Genomic DNA, 18,662 nt, shown 5'->3' on the forward strand with positions numbered 1-18,662 from the left:
TGAACTGAACGCGTGCGCCCGCTCCCGTCCCCGCAGTCCGCAGTCCGGACGGCGTCGGCTGCGCGGCGCCTCAGTTCTGATCGCCGTACCGGTCGCCCCGCGGTAGCCATCCGTACGACCTGGAACGTGGTTCATGTGCCGGCCGCGGGCCGGGGTGCGGTCACGTGACGTCCAGTGCGCCTGGCCGACCGACTCCGCTGGCCCCGCCTTCCGCCGATCTGGGGTGACAGGACCGTCGTGGCCGCAGCACGGCCCGGACGAGCCGGAGTTGAAGTCAATCCGGCTGAGCCGCACCGATCTCGATGCGGTTCTCGTCGAGGCCGTTGATGATCCGCAGACAGCCCTCGGTGAATGCGCACTCCACCATCACCATTCCAGCTGCCAGGTCCCTTTCCACTGGCCGCCACTCAAGCAGCGCGACCCCGCGCAGTTCCCGGCCGACAAAGCGTTCGAGACGTTCATCGTAGTGAGACCACTGCGGCGTGAGCTCCAACCACTCCCATCCGGTGATGGTTGCTGCTGTGTCGATCGTGTTCCAGCCGATCGAGAGCTCATCGAGCTTCGAGTGGCAAACCTCCACCTGAAGGCCGTCGAAATCCAGCACCACCGGGCAGTCGGCGAACCAGTTTCCGTCCTCGATGAAGCGCACCAGAGCGCATCGGGTCAGCCGCCGACCAACGAGCGTCGCCAGACGTGATTCGTGAGCCTGCCGAATCGCCGCGATCCCGGTCAGGAAGGACGGCTCGTAACCAGAGATCCCCATGTACACAACAGGTGAGTCTTCCCGCCTACGCCTCACCGCGCAATGGGCAATACCTATGGATGTGTTGCTCATGATGTAGGTGGGTTGGTTCCCTGGATGACCTGCCAGCGGGACCCCGGGGCGGCTGACGCGAGGTGTCGGACGCCTTGGCCTTGGAGGGTCACGAGCGCGGTGTGGACGGAGTCGAGCTCCTCGACGGAGCGGTGATGGGCGAGGATCTGCGTGAGTTCCAGGTCGATGGCCTCCACGGCATCGCGGATGTGGCCGAAGCGGGCTCCGCGATGAACGGGCCCGAGTGTGCACCGCACGGTGGCGGTGGCCTCGGTCGCGGTCACGACGGTGACCTGGTCGATTTGCAGTTCCACCTTGGCCGCGTGTTGCAGTTCCACCTTGGCCGCGTGTTGCAGTTCCACCTTGACCGAGTGCTTGTCATGGTTGGCGTGCTCGGTCATGCCACCGCCTCTACGCGCTCGACCAGGACGCCGACCTCGAAGCGGGCGCCGGAGCGGACAATGGCGACGAGGTGGGCCCCGGTGACCGCGCGCGGCGGTCGTTGACGCGGGGAGCGGCGACCTGGACCGGCCGCGTTCACTACGGTCCGGGGCCGGTGGTGGCGGTTGCGGACCACCAGGCGCCGCCCGTCCTTGTCGGTCTCGGCTGCCAACTCGGCTCTGTACTGGTTGACTTCCGCTTCCAGCGCGGCGGCCGGCATCCGTCGGTCTCCCTCGTGGACGATCTGGTCGATCAAGGAGCCGGACTGGGGCGAGCCGAGATCGGTGACTGCGCTGAGCACGGGCATGCCTTCCCAACCCGCGCTGCAACGCGGGCCCATTCGGAAACCTTACGGATCATTCGGGAAGACACGCCCTCCGCGTCCCTCCCACACCAATCCACAAGCTCAGAGCATTGCTCCGCCTCAACCGGCCAGCGGCTGTTCGAACCGGCGGCCTCCTCGGTGCCACTTGACAGCTTGGATTCCGCAGAAGGGTCCCCAGGCCGAAGCGAGCCATACACAGCCGAGCCTCATGCGAGTTCCTCCGGACTCTCAGTTGTTCATGACCCGGGCGGCGAAAACGTCTCGTCAGCTGCCGCACCGCCGTGTACGTTCACCATGTGTGCCACTACGGCGAGAAGCCCTACAAGCTGCACTACGCGTGCCTCCACTGCCGAGTGGCGTTCAAGCGACACCCCGGGTCTGGCGAGCACACATGTCCCCGATGCTCGGAGCCGATGGTCTGCGCCGGCCACGATTTCGCGGCCCCACGACGCCGTGACAGCAAGGCATGGTCCGTCGTGGCTGCCGTACTGAACGAGGGGCTGCGCTACGAGGGTCGTGAGCCCTGTGGCTGCGGCAAAGAACCCAAGTTCCGGCCCCGCAGCCGAGCCCAGCTGCGAGCATGGCGAATCGCGGCAGCGCGAAGCGGCGTCCCGCTCGCCGCCCTGCCGACGCATACAGATCCACAAGCCTCCGCATGACCTGAGCGAGTGCGCGCGGGCGGGCGGAACACGGTCTGCGACATTCCCCCACGAGCTTGTTCACGGAACGCGGACTAACCCCCTGGCCCGGCCAAACCTGATCAGGCGATCTCCCGTGGCCGGGTGCCTGGACGCGCACGCGAGACGCGCACGCGGGAGGAAGACGTGGTTGCTCACCTACTGCGTCATCAGGGTGGGACGAGTTCGGCGATCGTGGTCGATCAGGCCGAGCGCTTGCGCTCAACGGTGGAGACGACCCGTACCAGGGCCGGAGCGGCAGGGGCCGAGCCGAAGCCGAAACGCACAGGCGGGGAGACAGGGGCCAACGGGCCGAGGTCGCTGCCGTCGTACCGGGCCCGGGCAGAGACGATCGGCAGCAGGTCACCGGCCGCGTACCACTGCCGACAACCCGGCCGTGAGCTGCCCCGGGTGCGAACGCCGGTCATCAGCCGTGCGGGCCCGTCCGCCACCGCCGCCCACAGCGGCCTGCTGGCCAACGGGCGCGGGACCGCCCGCAGCGCGAGTCCCAGAACTCCCCGACGCCCGACGGCGAACCGCAGGTCCAACGAGCCCGCCGTCACATCCCACACGCCGTTCTGCACGCCCACCTTCACCTCAACGCGTCGGACCTCGTCGAAGTGGTAGACCGCGGAGACGTACTCAGCCGTCGCCGCATTCGGGGCCAGCAGCAACCGCCACCCATCAGCACGCTCCAGCATGACGTCACTGAACGCACCGAACGGAGACCGCGGCCAGTGGCCCACCACTACACGGGTGCCCGAACCCGTCCCCACGGCGGCGATCCATCCATCGAAGGTAAGCCGTTCGGTTTCCATCCCGCCTGCATACCTCATACTGCCGCCAACCGCCCGTCCTGTACCGCAGTACGGCGCTGGCAAGCCCTTGCGGGAACCCACGGCGAGGAGCGTTGTGACACTCGCCATCTGCCCACAACAGTCCCTGAGATACGGGGAGTTGAGCGGTTCGATGGAATTCCCAGGCGCCGGAATCTGTGTCGCGCGCAGGCCAGCCACGAATGAGGGCCACCATGGACGCCGGGAGCCGGGAGCGGGGAACCGGGAGCTGGGGGAAAGCGGGACCCGCCAGACGGACGAAGGTCCCGTGTATTGGCGGCCGGGGCACCGCCGCTACGACCCTGGCCCCTCGGGGCACCATGGAGAGTTCCTGATCCCGGCTCGCCCGATCCGCAGGCCGACTGCGGATCGGGCCCGCGAGCTGCCGTCTCCACGAGACCGGCTCAGGATTCCTCGGCCACGACGTCGCCGGGAGACAGGGCCGCCCGCCTTCGGCGGTACACCACCACCCCGCACGCCACTAGGCAGAGGGCTGCCACAGCGGACACTCCCAGGGTCGTCTGTTCGGCGAAGAACCTTCCCAGCATCTTGAACACGGCGAGTCCCGCCGTGGCGTAGATCAGTGCCCAGGCCGCTCCGCCCACGAACAGGGCGGGCAGGTAGCGCGACAGCGGCATGCGCACGCTGCCCGCGACGAAGTTGGCGGCGGTCTGGAAACCGATGGTCAGGAAGGAGACAGCCACCACCGGCGCGCCCCACCGCCGGATCGCCCCCTCGACGCGACGGAACTTCGCCGAGGAGAACCGCTCGGCGAACCGGCTGCGCCGGGCACCGGCAGCGGTGAGCCACCCAACGGCGAACGTCCCCGCGGCGCGGAGCAGGACGATGACGTACAGGGCTCCCGCGGTGAGCACGAGCTTATCCACGACGCCCCGTCCCAGGCTCCGAGCCGAGACGCGTCACGTGTCTCGCCCGCATGGCGTCGTGCCCCCGGTGGGCGTAAGCCCGGTCACCGTCTCTCACCTGCGCCCCGCCTCCACCCGTTCCGTCCGACAGTTCCCACCTTCGGTGCCGGAACCTCTATATGTAAACCCGCACGTCAGCCACGTTCAGCCTAACCGAATGCGCATACGGGCCATCTGGCTTCCGGCGTCCCTTGTCCCGCTGTCATCGTCTTCCCGATGGCGGCTTCGGCACCGGATTGCCCCCACGCCTCGCAGTCGTGGCGGTTGCCCGGTAGGGGGCGGCCGACCACGACGACCTGGAGGGTGTCGGCGTCGATGACGACCTGGTGGTTGGTGGAGTACCTGTAGTGCTTGGACTGCTCGGCGATCGTGTGGTCGCGGTGGGCACCAGGGTGCCATCCACGATGAGCACGGCGTCTCTGGCGAAGCGGCGACGCCGTGCTCACACCAGCCACAGCAAGATCACTCCGCTGAGGAAGACTCCTCCAGGCGGTGAGGGGAGGGTCCGGAGGCGAAGGCGAGGATGTCGCGGACCGCTTCGCGCAACGTACCGAAGTGGCGATGCACACCGTCCACCGCTGCGGGGGTGTTGACGCCCCACACCGTCATCCCGGCGCGCAGCCCGGACTGCACCCCGGAGGGGGCATCCTCGACGACCAGGCAGTCCTCCGGTCGGGCACCGAGCCGCGCGGCTGCCTGGAGATACGGCACCGGCGACGGCTTGCCTTCCGCTACAGCGGCGGCGTCCACGAGGACCTCCGGGACCGGCAAGCCCGTCCGTGCGAAACGTTCACGTACCCGGTGCTCATAGTTCGACGTCACCAACGCCCAGGCCCCGGGCGGCAGAGTGTTCAGCAGCTTCGAAGCACCGTCGAATGCCGTATAGGTGCCGGTGCGGACGTCCTCGTCCTCCAGTTCGTGCAGTGCGGTCAGGCACTGGCGAGGGTCCTGGTCCGGAGCGACCTGCGCGAAGGTCTCCATCGGCCTCGTCTGTAGCGCCACTCGGTAGACCTCGTCAGGGTCCAGCCCGTAACGCTCCGCCCACGTTCGCCAGATCAGGCGCTGATTGTCCACGGCATCGATCAAGGTGCCATCGACATCGAACAGGACATACCTCGCACCAGGCCGGCCGGGTTCACTGATCACGCTTCGATCATGCCATCAGGCTCTGCGCGGGCAGTTTGCGGGACAAGTCTTGTAGCCAAGAGCGAGCATCCCCTGAGCGACCTCGCCGACCGACGTCTCCGGGATCGCGCTGGCCGCCCCGTCGAGGACGAGCAGCTCCGCTCCGGGGATCTCATGCGCGATCGCCTCCGCGTTGCCGACGGGGAAGAACCGGTCCCGACGGCCGTGGACGACGAGCGTGGGCACCCCGATCTCCGGCAGGCGCTCCCGCCAGCGCGGGGTGCAGTCGAGCCTGGAGAACACCATGCCCATCTGGTTCGCCATGTGGACCGGGGGTGTGGTGCCGGGTGTGCGGTCCCAGATGCGTGCGGCTACAGCGTGGGCGGCCACGGGGTCGTCGCCGAGGATCTCAGCGCCGGCCGCGATGAAGTCGGCAACGGCCGCGCGGTCGGCCCAGTCGGGCATCGGACGTGCGAACAGCCGGCTCATCGTCGCCTGGTCATGGTCGGGGAGGTCGTCGTCGGGCGGGCCAGGGGCGACCGCGCGGGTGCCGACCAGAGTCAGCGCCGAGAACGCGCCCGGATGGTCGAGCACAGCCACCTGAGCGACCATCCCGCCCACTCCGATGCCCGCGAGGTGCACGGGCCCCCCGCCGAGCACGTCCACGAGGGCGGCCGCGTCAGCGGCGAGGTCGCGCAGCGTGTAGGCGGGCGCCTCCACGTCCGCGGTCGTCGATTCTCCGCTGTCGCGCAGGTCGTAGCGCACCACGCGACGCCCACCGGCGGCGAGGCGCGCGCACAGCGCGTCCGGCCAGGAGAGCATCGTCGTCCCGCCCGCGAGCAGGACGAGTGGCGCGTTCTTGTCACCGAACGACTCGATGCCCAAATCGATCCTGCTGACGTCACTGACGTTGACAGTGGTCATCGGATCACCGCACGACGTCGTAGGTCAGGTGCGTCGCCGTGGATGTCGGGGTCACACTCCGCTGCGTCAGCGTGTGGGGCGCACCACCGGCGAACAAAGGGGTCCCGGTACCGAGCACGACGGGCGCGAGGTGCAGGCTCAACACGTCGACCAGGCCCGCTTCGAGTGCCGACCCGATGAGGGCCCCGCCTCCCATGAGAACGACGTCCAGGTCCTGGCCGCCGGCCGTAGATGCGGTCTCGGCACACGCGCGTGCGGTGATGACGGCGTCGAGCAGGCCGGTAGTGATGAACCTCCAGTCGAGGTCGACGAGTCGTACGGACCTCGGCGGCTCGCTCGTCACGACGACGAACGTGGGTTTGCCGACCTCTCCGGCGCCGTAGCCGACGTTGTCGTCCCAGCCGCCCGGCCCGTCGACCAGGTCGAAGAGCCGTCGGCCGAGGATGACGGCCCCGGACCGGGTCGTCCTCTCGTTCAGGACGCGGCGGTCCTGGGGATCGTCTGAGAACGCCCAGGTGTGGAGGGCATCGCCGCCGGTGCCCAGACCATGGCCCGGGCCGGGGTCCGGCCCAGTGACGAAGCCGTCGAGTGAGATGGAGATGTCAGCGATGATCCGAGTCATACCGGCGTAGACCCGGTCCCCCGCCGGAAATCATCGGTCGGCCGTGAAACGCGCAGCGCCCTACCGACTCGTCGACAGTTCCGGCCCAGCAGCCCCGGGCGTTCAGGCGGCCCTGCCAGTTCTTGGCCCGTGCCGTCTTCAGGGCGAGGTTGTTCACCGCGAGACGGGAGAGGTGGCCGCCACCGGTCGCGGGCGTAGGAGTTCCCGATTCCCTCCACTCCGCGAAACGCTCCGACACGGCACACACGTACCTGCTGACGATCAACCGCCGTGCAGGGCACGCTCGTTGAAGGAACCGGCCGACGATGCCGGCCACAGCGGATGCGAAACATCGGACCGCGACCCCGGCAGGGCAGCGCCCCCGCCCTGTCATCGGGGGCGGGACGGCCGAGGCACCCCGGGACGACCACCACCGCGGAAGCGGAAGGCGTGCTCTTGCTCCTCACCTCGTCGCGGTCTCGTCGTGGGCTCGTCAGGGGCTCGACATGGGCTCGTCATGAGCGGTGGAACGTCTTCCCGCAGAGGCCTCCATGCGCACTCTGGTCGCCCGCGACAGTAGGCGGTGTGGCATGGGAGCCGATGGCCGGCGGCCTGAAGGGCCAGCGGCGCGACTGGGGGCGGGCGGCGCAAACGGCAGGCCGCACGAAGGCCCGACGAGAGGCGGACCCGGCGAGAGGCGGAATCGAGATGGCTTTGCGAGCGTCTGCTGAGGCACGGCGCGACAGGGCATCACCCTAGGCAGGCGCCTTTCGGCTCTCACGGAGTGCACAACCGTTGGCTGATGTCTAGCGTCGAATTCCCCAGGGGGTTTCGATCCGGTAGCACGGGATGAGGGTCGCTATGCATCGGCGCGTAATCGCCACTGGCATCGTCATGGGTCTCACCATGCTCAGCCTCTCTTTCGGTAGTCTCGCCGTCGCCAACGCCGTCGCCGGCGGCTCGGGCGGAGAGCCGACAGCCATGCCGCGGACCGGCTTCGAGACCAGTGACGGGGCGCACTGGACCAGCCAGGAGCAGGAGCAGTCGTTCCTCACCGCCGTGGACCGCCTCAGCGAGCGGACCTCGGTCCGACGGATCGGCACCACCCGTCAGGGCCGTCCTCTGCAAGAGGTACGCATCGGTGCCCGGCGCGCCAGCATCACCGTGCTCCTCGTGTGCAGCCAGCACGGCAACGAGCCGGCGGGTCGTGAAGCATGCCTCACCACGGTCCGGGATCTCGCTCTGGCGAGGGATCAGACGACGCTCCGTTTCCTGGAGCACACCGCGGTCCTGGTCGTCCCGACGGCCAACCCGGACGGCCTGGCCGCCAACACCCGCAAGAACTCCGAAGGCATCGACATCAACCGCGACCACGTGGCTCTGAGGACCGCGGAGGCGGCCGCCATCGCGTCGGTCCTGCGTGACCGGCGTCCCGATGTCGTCTATGACCTGCACGAGTACTGGCCTGTCCCCGGGTACTACGACAAGGACCTGTTCGACCTGTGGCCGCGCAACCTCAACACCTCCCCCGGGCTGCGCGAGGAGGCGCGGGTCCTGTCCGGTGACTACGTTCGAAGAGCAGCGCAGAGGGCCGGCTTCAGCACTGGCACCTATGGGATCTGGAGCGACCCGAGCACCGGCGCCCCCGTCAAACAGGTGGCTGGAGACGGCCAGGAACGCATCCTGCGCAACACGGCGGCCGTCAAGCACGCGATTGCCCTGCTCATCGAGAGTCGCGTCGACGCCGCGACCGAGGCGGAGAGGAAGAGCCCGGAGACCAACAAACGGCGCCGGGTGACCTCCCAGTTGACCGGGCTCGGCGGCCTTTTCGGCTTCGTGACGGACCGCCGGGAAGCCATCGAGGCAGCCACGGCCAGGTCCCGCCTGGCCGGACACCGCGACCAAGGGCCGCTCTATCTGGCCGGCGCGGACAACACCCGCCCACGGCCATCCGAAATCCTCGATCCCCCGCCCTGCGGCTATCGCCTCACCGCAGCACAGTACGAACGGGTCGGCGACCAACTCGCCCTGCACGGACTGCAGTTGCATCGGATGCCGGATGGAGGGGCCGTGGCTCCTCTGCGTCAGCCGCTCCGTTCATTGGTGCCGCTCCTGCTCGACGGCCGCGCCCACTTCGGGCTGACCGCGGCAGAGCCCATCAACCGTTGCTGAATCCCATCGAAACGGTCGCTGAAGCCTCGCGAAGTCAAGATGCGTTCGGCAGCTACGGCGCCCCTGCGGCTCGACGGCTACGGTGCCCCTGCAGTTGGCGGCGCAGAACGGCTGCCCGCACCGGTCTGCGCCGCCCTCATGGCTTCCGGTGCCTCGGGCCGGCTGTCCAGCGGCGCCCCAGCGGTGACGCCGAACAACAGGCGGCGACCTACGGCCGAGGCAGACCGCTGGAACAGCTGCGGCCCAGAGACATCGGGGGTTCCGCCCTACGGCTTAGCGGGCGGGGTGACCGGGAGGGCCGGCGGAGTGACCGGGAGAGGGGGCACTGACGGCGGAGTGACCGGGAGAGGGGGCACTGACGGCGGAGTCACCGGCAGAGGAGGCACCGACGGCGGAGTCACTGGCAGAGCGGGCACTGCCGGCGGGGCGACCGGCGGCGTAGGGTCCGTAGCGGCCGCAGCCGGGCTGATGGAGAGAACAAGTACAGCTGTAGCAGCCAGACCGGCTACCGGAGCGGCGATGCCTGTTCGGAGACGCATGACAATCCTTTCGTGCGACACGGCTTGTGGTTTTCGTGTCTCCTCTACACAAGGACGGCCCACCAGGCTCTGCAACGCGGTAGGGACCGTACGGGGGAACCGGCGGGCAGCCCGCTCTCGCGCTTCCAACCCCGCACGGTCTTCGACGTTTTCCCGTCCAGCCGCCAACACGCCTGTTCCCGAAGGCCACTTGCGACCCGACAGGTCTGCGTACGCCCCACGCCAGCTCGTGCACCACCTTCATGACCGCGACCGTCAGCGTCTCGGCCTTCGCCCGGTCCGGTGACCGATCCGGCCCCACCCCGTGCGTCGGCCGCTGTTACCTGTGGCTTGCGGCTGGCGATTGATGGCCGATGACGGACACGGACGACGGGCTCAGCCGCCTGCGAGCGGACGCACAGGCGCCTTGAGGCGAGGGTCTGGACACGTGTCGCCTGCGTTTCGCACGCGGGCCACACGCTGTCCGGGGCCGAGGCGAGACCCTGGTGTCGGCCGGGCAATTGACGTTAGCGTGCCCAAATGACTGATGTGATCATTCTTCACGGAGCCTGGCACCAGCCCGCTCACTACGCCGAACTTGCCGATCAGCTGCGCACCCGGGGCTTGTCCGTGGAGGTGCCCGATCTCTACGGCCTGTCGCTCGCCGGGAGCACCGCGAAGGTCGAGGCCATGGTGTCGAGCTCATCGCGGCCGCCGGTGGTGGTGGGGCATTCCTTCGGGGGTGTCACCGCCGGGACGGTACGGGGCGCTGCCTCGTTAGTCTTCCTCAACAGCTGGATCCTCGACGTCGATGAGTCACCCGCCAAAATCCTCGCGGCGACTCCTGGCGAGCCCGGGGAGGGGTTGCTCGCGCTGCCGGACGCGGACGGGCGCCTTCACCTTGACCTGGACGATGCGCGGACAAAACTCTTCGGCGACGTCAGCGAGCCGGCGGCCACGCGTGCGCTGGAGTTGCTGCGTCCGGAACCTCTGTCGATTTTCGACGCGACACCCACGCACGTGAGTTGGCGGGACACCCCGTCGGTCTACCTCCGCGGACAGCGGGACCGCACCATCGTGACTCCACTTCCCGACCGTTTCGCCGGGCGTTGCTCTCACGCGGAAGTGTGGGACACCAGTCACTCGCCCTACCTGAGCCGCACGACGGCCGTGGCTGACCTGATCCAGCGTCAGCGAGCTGCCGACGACGATCAAGCCGGACCCGAGGTGTAGTTGGCGCTTGGGCCGGAAGTCTCGGGCCAGGAAAATCTCGGGCCGGAGGGGTGGATTCGACCCGTGCAGGCACGGCCAGGTCAAGCCGGCGGGCGAGTCGGCCATCGCCCAGGGCGATGGCCCGCCGGCTCGGCAGCCGCACGCTCTCGCGCGGGCGAGGGCGGTTTCGGCATGCCGGCTACGGCTGAAAAGGGCGCTGGCAACGACCGGCCTCCCACAAGCCGGAGACCGTCCCCGAGCTCTCGCCCACGCGCGATGAGTCGCCGTCCGAGCACGCAGATATTTGCCGCGCGGAGCCCTGCCACGGGGCTCGCCGCCGCACCGCCAACCAGGGGCAGCCGCCGCTACCGTCAACTGCGGGGGCTAGCCGCCGTACCGCCGCCCCCGGATCTCGCAGCCCGTAGCGTCGGCCCAAGGGCGCCCCTATTGCTTGGGGCAAAGGCCCACCGGTCGGGATTCCGCTTATCGCGTCGAGCTCAGCCTGTTTGTCGACAAAGCGAGTTGCAGATCGCAGAAATCCGCCCCGGCGCGCAATCTCGTGACATTACGCGTCCTTCACAAGTTCCGCGAGACCCGTCCGGATCGCAACCGCATCCCACCCCTGAAGGACGCCTGGCCCCGACCCCCCAAAGGCCCTCTGGCCTGTGGAAGCCCGCCGCCGGTAGAGGCAACCCTGCGAAGACGCTGTGAAGCTGCTGTGAGGCAGCTCACGCCTTCCGGTGATGACGTGACCTTCACAGAAGAGGTACTTTCTTGCGGGGATTTACACAAACATTACATGCGTGTGGGGGGAATGCTGATGTGCGGTCACCCATGCCTGAAAGGACATCAGTGACCTCGCTCAAGCGACGAATAGTCCGGCCTGTGGCAGTCGGGGCACTGAGTGCCGTGATGGAGGTACCTGCCCCGGCTTCGGCGGCAACTGCGCAGCGGCGGCCGCCCGCGAGACTCCGCCCTCCGCGGCCGAGTCCTCCGCCCGTCGGAACTCGGCGAAGACCCTCAGCGAGAAGCAGACCATGCTCATGAAGGCCGATGGCCACACGACAACGTCTGCCGACTGCGACAGCGCCACCCCGCGGATCAAGTCACTGAAGTGACCGACCACGTCCTCGGCACCCGGAAGAGATGCTTCCAGGCCACGGACACGAGCGGACACCTCACGCCGACAGTCCCATGCGTCCTCCACCCGACGGCTCCGGACCACCCGGCTATCGCCAACCTCACCACAGACAGTACGACTACGACTGTCGACGTCTCCTGGGGCGACTTCGAGTTCCTCGAAGAGGGCATTTCGGGCAGCGCCGAGTCCGTTCTGGGCGGAGTCCGGGTCACCGGCTGAGCCACCGAGGCACGCACACCGTCCGTCCCGGCCTTCGGAAACGGACCGCGCTCACACCCTTCGCGCTCGGCCCAACCGGCCCGAGCGCGCCACCGAACCGTCAATGCCGCGATGCGGCACAAGCCCTTTCCCTGTGCGCCGGAGTCAGTTCCAGGCGCCTGGAGAGATCTCGACGTCCACAGCACAGAGGACCCCTATGTCTGCGAAGAGTTCACGCATCGCGTGGGCCACGACCGTGTTCGCCACAGTCGTGGGAGTCGGGCCCCTGACCGACGCTCCCGCCACCGCGCTCACGGGGCGGCGGACCGCGGACCCTGCGCGCAACTCCTCACAGTCGGTGGGCAGACACGTACTCCCTCGGCCCCTCGGCACGACGGCGAGAAGGACGTGGTCCGCGCTCCCCTCAGCACCGATCGGCCAGGAGCAACGGCTCAGCTCAGCCTGCCGGCCGCCCGACCGCCGCCCGACCTGACCAACAACCCCAATCCGTATGGCCTGTCTCGAAGGCAGCGCCCCTCTTGCAGACAGCGACCCGTCTGCTCATTCCTCTTCCACCGAGCCCCTTGCTGTTCGACAGCGGAGCCCGGCACGCGGTGCGACACGCGTCCCGCGACCAGCCAACTCAGGAAGCACCGTGACCACGCCACCTCCGATAGCGCCTCCGCGAGCCGCCGCCACCTCCCCTCGCAGCATCCTCATCCGGCGCGCGGGCAGAGCCTCGTCCATAGCCCCCTCCGGTCTGCCGGGCCGCCTCGATTCGCTGACCAGCCTGCGGTTCTTCGCCGCGTTCGCGGTCTTCGCACACCACTTCACCGGCCTCGGCGGAAAGACCGGACTCGGACGCGCACCCGCGATCTTCCCGTACTCCCAGCTCGGCGCGCACGGCGTGACGTTCTTCTTCGTCCTCTCCGGCTTCCTGCTGACCTGGGTCTTCAAGCCGCACGAACATCCCATCGCCTTCTACTGGCGACGTGCCGCCCGGATCTGGCCCGCGGTGCTGGTCTCGGCGATCCTGGCCGTCTACGTCTTCTACGTCGAGGCGCGTCTGACGATCGACTGGCCCGGTGTGATCGCCTCGCTCTTCCTCGTGCAGAACTGGTTCCCCCACATCAACCCGTCGCTGCCCGGCAACCCGGTCACCTGGACGCTGAGCGTGGAAATCCTCTTCTACGCACTGTTCCCGCTGCTCGCGCGGATCGTCGTCCGGCTGCGCACCGTTCACCTGGCGGCCCTGTCCGCACTCGGGCTGGTGGGAATGTATGCGGTCAACTGGTGGGCAGTCACCCACACTTCCACCGCGATGGCCGCATGGGTCATGCGGCACCCGGTCGTCTATCTGCCGCAGTTCCTGCTCGGCATGACCTTCGCCGTCGCCCTTCAGCGCGGCTGGCGGCCCCGGCTCCACCCGGCGATCCCCATCGGCTTGCTCGCGCTGTACGTCTACGGCTACTTCCACGCCCGCCTCTACCTGTCCAAGGCCGGCATCGCCCAACTCGAATACACCCTGCGCCCCACCCTCGCAGTGCTCGCCGCGCTGCTCATCGTCGCCTTCGTCCAGCGCGAGGTCGCCGGACACCGCGGCGTGATGAACAGCAAGCCCCTCATTCTGCTCGGTACCTGGTCCTACTGCTTCTATCTTCTCCACCACTCCATCAGCCGCTGGGCCACCTACGAGTGGGGGCGCATCCCCGACAACAACTCAGCCCTGTTCACCCTGCTTGGCATGGGTCTCTTCGTCACCGCGCTCTCCTGGGTCCTCCACAGCCTCGTCGAAGAGCCCGCCAACCGGTGGCTCGTCCGGCACATCCCCGCTCGGTGGCGACGCGTCGCCCCCAGTTCATCCCGTTAGTTCACCCACGCGGAACAGGGCGTCGCTGCTGATCGCCAGGCGCTGCCGGCGCACCGGCATGCGGCATACGGCATGGCCCGTTCGGGCGCCCGCGCGTCATGCCTCCGGTCCCGTCAGCAGCGTGCCGGGCGCCGAACTCGGAACAAGTACCCGCCCGGGATGATGAGACGGGATCACGAGAGGTGTGGAGAGACGAGGAGCGCGCATGGGCATCGTGGACATCGCCGAGTACCGGCTGACCGAACCGTGGGAAGGCCTTCTCGTCGCTCCTGCGCGAGGCAGTGAGGTGGGAGTGCTGGTACTGGCCGGGTCCAGCGGGCGTGTGGAACGTGAGCGCGCGCGTCTCCTCGCCCGGCAGGGCGCTGTCGCCCTTGCGATCAGATGGTTCGGCGGTCCCGGGCAGACCCCGGGGATTTGCGAGGTCCCGCTGGAGACCTTCACGGCCGCCGTCGACGCCCTTCAACGGGAGGGAGCGCGGCGCATCATCATTCTGGGCGCATCCAAGGGAGCCGAGGCCGCCCTGCTCACCGCGGTGCACGATCCGCGGGTGGATGTGGTCGTCGCGTTGTCACCTGCTTCGCGCGTCTGGTGCAACGTAGGTCCGGGACGTGACGGGGAGCAATACCCGTACCGCTCCTCCTGGACGTGGCAGGAGCGGCCGCTGCCTTTCGTACCGATGGATGACTCGTGGCCCTCCCCCGAACCGCCGGTTGCCGTCCGGGCTTGGTACGAACTCAGCGAACGCACCTTCTCCCGCCTCCTTCCGGCAGCGGAGATTCCGGTGGAGGCCGCCAGGGCCGATCTCATCCTGGTCGCGGGTGGCGACGACGCGATGTGGCCGTCTCTGCCCTCCGCCGAAGAACTGGTGCGACGCCGACGCTCGACCGGCGCCAGTTCGCGCCTGATCGCACGCCACGATGCCGGTCACCGGCCCCGCCTGCCGGGCGAAAACCCCGCCTCGGCGTCCCCGTGGTTCCGGTACGGAGGTACGCCTGAAGCCGACGCGCTCCTCGGTGAGGCCGCATGGCCCCACATCCTCGACGCGATCGCCGGCGGGAGGCCTCTCGGGCGTACCGGGTGAGGACCGGCGACTCGCTGGCCCGGACGCAGTCATGCCAGGGACGATGTGGTGCCGCGGCCTGGCTCAAGACGCGGTGCAGGATCAAGCCGCGGTGCAGGACGAAGACGCGGTGCAGGACCAACAGGACGCTCGCTGCCGTCCGGAGTTCCATGACGCGACGGTCTCCTCCACTACCGCCGTGCGACGGCTTTGAGCCACTCGTCGACAGTGAGGACATCTGCCCACCGCGGGAACAGCCTCTCGATGAGCATGTGGTGCACCTCGGGATCGGTGTCGAGACACGCATCCGCCAGGACGGTCAGACCGAAGTCCAGATCAATGGCCCGCCACAGGGTGGACAACACTACGGCGCTGGTCGCGATACCCGTGAGAACGAGGCCTTCGATACCACGAGTTCTGAGCACCAAGTCAAGGTCGCTGCCCGAGAACGCGCTCCCCCTTCTCTTGGTCACCACGACGTCACCCTGCTGGGGCGCGATGTCAGGATGGACCTCGGTGCCAGGAGCACCCTCGGTGAACAGACCGGCCCGCACGATGTCGGCCATCACCTTGCTACGGGGGCTGACTTCGGGGTCTCCGGGCCGTAACCCCATCACCACGTAGATCACGGGGATGCCCGCGGCCCGGGCACCGTCGATCGCCCTGCGCAGACGCGGCAGATACCCGGAACCGTCATCGGCGATGGCCACGACGTCCCGCTGGACGTCCATCACCAGGAGCGCACTGTTCACCTTGCCTGCCGTTCTTTGTGTGTGGGGCAACGGAGTGAGTCGCCTGGACCAACCTAGCTGTTGGGCGAGTCGATGAACGCCCGGCGGCGGTGCCGAAAGGCCAACTGGTCACGTAACAGCGCCAGTTGCGGCGGAATGCCGTTGTTGATCGAGCTGTTGGCCCCCTACGGCCCGAGGATGACTGCGCCCGCCTCGACGCACGAGACGAATGGAGCTTTCACGATGGATGTGTTCATCATGGGGATCACCGGCAAAATCGGGGGCCTGCTTGCACAGGAGCTCCTCTCCAGGGGAGACGGCGTTCAAGGACTTGTGCGCCGCGACGAGCAGCGCGTGGACCTCGCCGCGCGCGGCGTCGGGGCGACGGTGGGGGATCTCGCCGACCTGTCCGTGGAAGCATTGGCGGCGGCCTTCGGCAACGTCGACGCCATCGTGTTCAGCGCGGGATCCAACGGCGGCAGCATGGAGACCACCAAGGCCATCGACGGCGATGGTGTCACGAAGACGATCGAGGCGGCACGCCGTGCAGCGGTCGAACGTCTTGCGCTGGTTTCGGTGCTCCCGGAGTCCTGGCGGGAGCGTGACCTCGGCAGCGAGGTCGAGTACTACTTCGCCGTGAAGAAAGAAGCGGACATCGCGCTCAGCCGGAGCGATCTGGATTGGCTCATTCTTCGCCCCTCACTGCTGGTCGACGACCCCGGAACGGGCACGGTGTCACTCGGCCCGGCCGAGTTCCACGGCCAGGTGGCTCGCGCTGATGTCGCCGGAACTCTCGCCGAGTTGCTGCACGAACCCCGCATCGGTCGGCAGATTCTCGAACTCAACGCCGGATCCACGCCCATCCCAGACGCCGTGAAGGCCAACGTGCGGCGACGTTAGCCCGTACACCGTCGTCATGGTGTGCACTGCGAGGACCGGCCCGCGAACAGCCGTATGGGACAGCGGCGAAGGCCGCCCCTGATGGGCAGGCGCCCCCTCATAGGGAGGCGCCCGCGCTGCTTTGCGGCGAGCACTGCCCGCGATCGCGCGCACCGTCCAGCCGGCCGCTGCGTCGGATCGCGGGCTACCTCAGGTCGCATACCGCGTCAGGGCACGTGGCACATCGCGACCGACGTCAGGAGCGAATGGTGAGCCACGCCCCGAGACCACTGCATCCACGGGCGTCATACGTGGTGCTGCGGTACCCCGCCGGGATCGGCGAGTACGGGCAGGTCCAGATGCCGTTGCGCACCAACTGGTGGTACCAACCGCCCACTCCGCTACAGCCGTTGCGGTCGTAGTTGGTGATGACGTAGCCCGACACGATCGGTGACCCCGAGCAGGTCCATATTCCGTCACGGACGGGCTGCTGCAACCACGCGCCCGCGCCGTTGCAGCCGCTGCTGTTGAACATCGTGATGACGTATCCAGGCGGAACGGCCACTCCGGGGCAGGTCCATCCGCCCACCGCGGCGGTCCGCGTGCCACTCTCCACGGCACCGGCCGTACCGGCCCCCGCGCCCGTGAACACCGCCGCGAGCAACGCGACTGCTCCCACCACCGCCGCCATCTTGCCGCGTAACACCGCCGCTAGGGAACGGTCCCCTCTGTGACCGACTTGGCCCTTCACCGCACACCACTCCTATCGGTTCGCTCAGTCGACTCCAGCCGGCACCGTCCTTGGACAGCGGCGGCCCACCCACCCGTCATCCGATCCGGGCGTCGGAGGCCGAACCTAGACCCCAGCCATCGCACGCTGCCCGGGGGTGTGCGGCCAGCGACCGGATTCCAGCCACCGTCCCAGCCCCCCGGGAGTCGTGCCACAGCCCCGTCCGGTGCGGTGGATCACTGATGCGGTGGTGGCCTGATGCAGTGGTGGCCCTCGCGCCCGCCCCGGGCGAGCCGCTGAGGGAAGTGCGCCTGGAGTGGGGCGCGGTGCGGCTCAGTAACTGCCGGGGCGGGTGCGGGGGCCGAAGGGGAGTCAACTGGCCGGTCGGAGCAACCGGTCAGAGCAACCGGTCAGAGCAACCGGTCAGAGCAGGTTGTAGATGTTGTAGCCCCAGCCGATCTTGACACGGGCGTCGAACGGGTCACTGCTGCGCCCATTGCCGAAGTAGCGGTAGAGATCGCCGTTCTTGGCACGGGCTACGAGGTCCGCGCGGCCGTCACCGTTGAGGTCGCCGACCGACAGGATGCGGTCGTACGCGTTCCAGCCGACACCGATCTTGGTGCGCGAGTTGAACGGGGCGTTGTAGTTTCCGGTTCCGGTGTAGAGCCAGAGCACACCCGCCTTGTCGGCGGCGACGATGTCGGACTTGCCGTCTCCGTTCAGATCGCCCTGGCCGGCGATCTCGGTGTACGCGTCCCAGCCACCACCGATCTTGATGCGGGGAGCGACTCGGCCGTCGGGGTAGCCGAGGTAGAGCCACAGCACGCCGGCCTTGTCGCGGGCGATCATGTCGGCCTCACCGGCGCCGGCCAGGTTGCCGGGAGAGAGGACCTTGTCGTAGATCTGCCAGCCCCCGCCGATGGTCTTGGTGTCCAGTTCGAACTCCGAGACGTGGTAGGTGTAACTCAGCCCGCCGCTCTTGTCGATGTGCCAAGTGCTCTCGCTGTAGCCGTCCTTGTCGTTGTCGACATCGGCCTCGAACGCGGCGAAGTCGTAGTTGACGCCGACGTCGTAGCGGGACTTGAAGCCGCCCTGACCGTCCTGGAAGTACAGGTACAGGTTCCCGGTCTGCTTGTCGACGGCCGTCATCGAGAAGCTGGGCGTCGCGACCTGGCCGGGCGCGGCGGCCCGCGGGGCGGCGAGCCGTGCGGGGCCGTGGCTACGGTGCTGGGTCTCGGCCGCTGCGCGCTGCTCCTTGGCGTCGGTCGGGTTCCCGGCGGCGACGGCGGTGCCTGCGACGGTGCCCATCACCGCGGCGATGGCGGTGGCGGCGAGCGCGCGCTGGTACGCGCGGCGCTTGGTGAACTTCATGAACTAGCCCCCCGGCTGGTCGTAGAGGATGGCGCGATTGGTATGGACCGCGACATAGCTGTTCGAACGATACATGGATCCTTCACAGCCCCCTCACAGGGGACCTCGTCA

At 68.3% G+C, this 18,662-nt stretch carries 17 protein-coding genes and 1 pseudogene; 6 read left to right on the plus strand and 12 right to left on the minus strand.

The genetic code is table 11. The features are described from left to right. Positions 1–274: 274 nt before the first annotated feature. The 9 genes and pseudogenes from ACFYNP_RS24555 to ACFYNP_RS24595 all read right to left on the minus strand — a co-directional run bounded on the left by ACFYNP_RS24555 (position 275) and on the right by ACFYNP_RS24595 (position 6,690). Positions 275–835, minus strand: coding sequence for a hypothetical protein (locus tag ACFYNP_RS24555; protein WP_388788130.1), 561 nt, complete (start codon positions 833–835; stop codon positions 275–277). Continuing rightward, positions 832–1,215 (minus strand): hypothetical protein, encoded by a 384-nt coding sequence (locus ACFYNP_RS24560; RefSeq protein WP_388788133.1) that lies wholly within the window; start codon positions 1,213–1,215, stop codon positions 832–834. Before ACFYNP_RS24560 ends, ACFYNP_RS24555 begins: the two co-directional genes overlap by 4 nt. Then, positions 1,212–1,556, minus strand: coding sequence for a hypothetical protein (locus ACFYNP_RS24565; protein ID WP_388788137.1), 345 nt, complete (start codon positions 1,554–1,556; stop codon positions 1,212–1,214). Before ACFYNP_RS24565 ends, ACFYNP_RS24560 begins: the two co-directional genes overlap by 4 nt. A gap of 904 nt (positions 1,557–2,460) precedes the next feature. Beyond that, the gene (locus ACFYNP_RS24570) at positions 2,461–3,075 is read right to left on the minus strand and encodes a hypothetical protein (protein WP_388788140.1); all 615 of its coding nucleotides are present in this window, start codon (positions 3,073–3,075) and stop codon (positions 2,461–2,463) included. Positions 3,076–3,497: 422 nt separating this feature from the next. Next, the gene (locus ACFYNP_RS24575) at positions 3,498–3,980 is read right to left on the minus strand and encodes a DedA family protein (protein WP_388788143.1); all 483 of its coding nucleotides are present in this window, start codon (positions 3,978–3,980) and stop codon (positions 3,498–3,500) included. A gap of 227 nt (positions 3,981–4,207) precedes the next feature. Next, positions 4,208–4,455, minus strand: a pseudogene (locus ACFYNP_RS24580) (transposase); the annotation flags it as partial. Positions 4,456–4,481: 26 nt separating this feature from the next. Next, on the minus strand, positions 4,482–5,165 hold the full coding sequence (locus ACFYNP_RS24585; RefSeq protein WP_388788145.1) for an HAD-IA family hydrolase: 684 nt from the start codon (positions 5,163–5,165) through the stop codon (positions 4,482–4,484). A gap of 15 nt (positions 5,166–5,180) precedes the next feature. Beyond that, positions 5,181–6,068 (minus strand): alpha/beta fold hydrolase, encoded by an 888-nt coding sequence (locus tag ACFYNP_RS24590; protein ID WP_388788148.1) that lies wholly within the window; start codon positions 6,066–6,068, stop codon positions 5,181–5,183. Positions 6,069–6,072: 4 nt separating this feature from the next. Continuing rightward, positions 6,073–6,690 (minus strand): dihydrofolate reductase family protein, encoded by a 618-nt coding sequence (locus ACFYNP_RS24595; protein ID WP_388788150.1) that lies wholly within the window; start codon positions 6,688–6,690, stop codon positions 6,073–6,075. An 885-nt stretch (positions 6,691–7,575) separates the two neighbouring features. Between ACFYNP_RS24595 and ACFYNP_RS24600 the strand changes: the two genes are divergently transcribed. The 5 genes from ACFYNP_RS24600 (at position 7,576) to ACFYNP_RS24620 (ending at position 14,861) form a co-directional block, all read left to right on the plus strand. Beyond that, positions 7,576–8,841 carry a M14 family metallocarboxypeptidase gene (locus ACFYNP_RS24600; protein WP_388788153.1) on the plus strand — a complete coding sequence of 422 codons (1,266 nt, stop codon included), beginning with the start codon at positions 7,576–7,578 and terminating at the stop codon, positions 8,839–8,841. Between the two features lie 1,058 nt (positions 8,842–9,899). Continuing rightward, a complete protein-coding gene (locus ACFYNP_RS24605; protein WP_388408627.1) occupies positions 9,900–10,592 on the plus strand; it encodes an alpha/beta hydrolase in 693 nt (230 codons plus the stop codon). Positions 10,593–11,685: 1,093 nt separating this feature from the next. After that, the gene (locus tag ACFYNP_RS24610) at positions 11,686–11,931 is read left to right on the plus strand and encodes a hypothetical protein (protein WP_388788156.1); all 246 of its coding nucleotides are present in this window, start codon (positions 11,686–11,688) and stop codon (positions 11,929–11,931) included. 634 nt (positions 11,932–12,565) lie between these two features. Beyond that, the gene (locus tag ACFYNP_RS24615; RefSeq protein ID WP_388788158.1) at positions 12,566–13,780 is read left to right on the plus strand and encodes an acyltransferase family protein; all 1,215 of its coding nucleotides are present in this window, start codon (positions 12,566–12,568) and stop codon (positions 13,778–13,780) included. A 205-nt stretch (positions 13,781–13,985) separates the two neighbouring features. Beyond that, on the plus strand, positions 13,986–14,861 hold the full coding sequence (locus ACFYNP_RS24620; RefSeq protein ID WP_388788161.1) for an acyl-CoA thioester hydrolase/BAAT C-terminal domain-containing protein: 876 nt from the start codon (positions 13,986–13,988) through the stop codon (positions 14,859–14,861). A gap of 170 nt (positions 14,862–15,031) precedes the next feature. Here the strand turns inward: ACFYNP_RS24620 and ACFYNP_RS24625 are convergent, their stop codons facing one another. Further along, positions 15,032–15,592: a cysteine hydrolase family protein gene (locus tag ACFYNP_RS24625; RefSeq protein WP_388408636.1), complete on the minus strand. Its 561-nt coding sequence runs from the start codon at positions 15,590–15,592 to the stop codon at positions 15,032–15,034. Between the two features lie 222 nt (positions 15,593–15,814). On the opposite strand from ACFYNP_RS24625, the gene ACFYNP_RS24630 reads away from it, so the two are divergent. Continuing rightward, a complete protein-coding gene (locus ACFYNP_RS24630) occupies positions 15,815–16,471 on the plus strand; it encodes an NAD(P)H-binding protein (protein ID WP_388408638.1) in 657 nt (218 codons plus the stop codon). 235 nt (positions 16,472–16,706) lie between these two features. Here the strand turns inward: ACFYNP_RS24630 and ACFYNP_RS24635 are convergent, their stop codons facing one another. Then, entirely contained in the window at positions 16,707–17,156 is a 450-nt protein-coding gene (locus ACFYNP_RS24635) for a hypothetical protein (RefSeq protein WP_388788164.1), read from the minus strand. 447 nt (positions 17,157–17,603) lie between these two features. Continuing rightward, positions 17,604–18,551, minus strand: a complete 948-nt coding sequence (locus ACFYNP_RS24640; protein ID WP_388788166.1) for an FG-GAP repeat domain-containing protein — start codon at positions 18,549–18,551, stop codon at positions 17,604–17,606. Between the last annotated feature and the right edge of the window lie 111 nt (positions 18,552–18,662).

It is taken from the genome of Streptomyces sp. NPDC006691 (assembly GCF_042869955.1).
Lineage (GTDB): Bacteria > Actinomycetota > Actinomycetes > Streptomycetales > Streptomycetaceae > Streptomyces.

Excerpts from the sequence above, each read along its gene's own strand:
- ACFYNP_RS24555 (WP_388788130.1), bottom strand. The coding sequence starts at position 835 with ATGAGCAACACATCCATAGGTATTGCCCATTGCGCGGTGAGGCGTAGG.
- ACFYNP_RS24560 (WP_388788133.1), bottom strand. The coding sequence starts at position 1,215 with ATGACCGAGCACGCCAACCATGACAAGCACTCGGTCAAGGTGGAACTG.
- ACFYNP_RS24570 (WP_388788140.1), bottom strand. The coding sequence starts at position 3,075 with ATGGAAACCGAACGGCTTACCTTCGATGGATGGATCGCCGCCGTGGGG.
- ACFYNP_RS24590 (WP_388788148.1), bottom strand. The coding sequence starts at position 6,068 with ATGACCACTGTCAACGTCAGTGACGTCAGCAGGATCGATTTGGGCATC.
- ACFYNP_RS24595 (WP_388788150.1), bottom strand. The coding sequence starts at position 6,690 with ATGACTCGGATCATCGCTGACATCTCCATCTCACTCGACGGCTTCGTC.
- ACFYNP_RS24600 (WP_388788153.1), top strand. The coding sequence starts at position 7,576 with ATGCTCAGCCTCTCTTTCGGTAGTCTCGCCGTCGCCAACGCCGTCGCC.
- ACFYNP_RS24605 (WP_388408627.1), top strand. The coding sequence starts at position 9,900 with ATGACTGATGTGATCATTCTTCACGGAGCCTGGCACCAGCCCGCTCAC.
- ACFYNP_RS24620 (WP_388788161.1), top strand. The coding sequence starts at position 13,986 with ATGGGCATCGTGGACATCGCCGAGTACCGGCTGACCGAACCGTGGGAA.
- ACFYNP_RS24630 (WP_388408638.1), top strand. The coding sequence starts at position 15,815 with ATGGATGTGTTCATCATGGGGATCACCGGCAAAATCGGGGGCCTGCTT.
- ACFYNP_RS24640 (WP_388788166.1), bottom strand. The coding sequence starts at position 18,551 with ATGAAGTTCACCAAGCGCCGCGCGTACCAGCGCGCGCTCGCCGCCACC.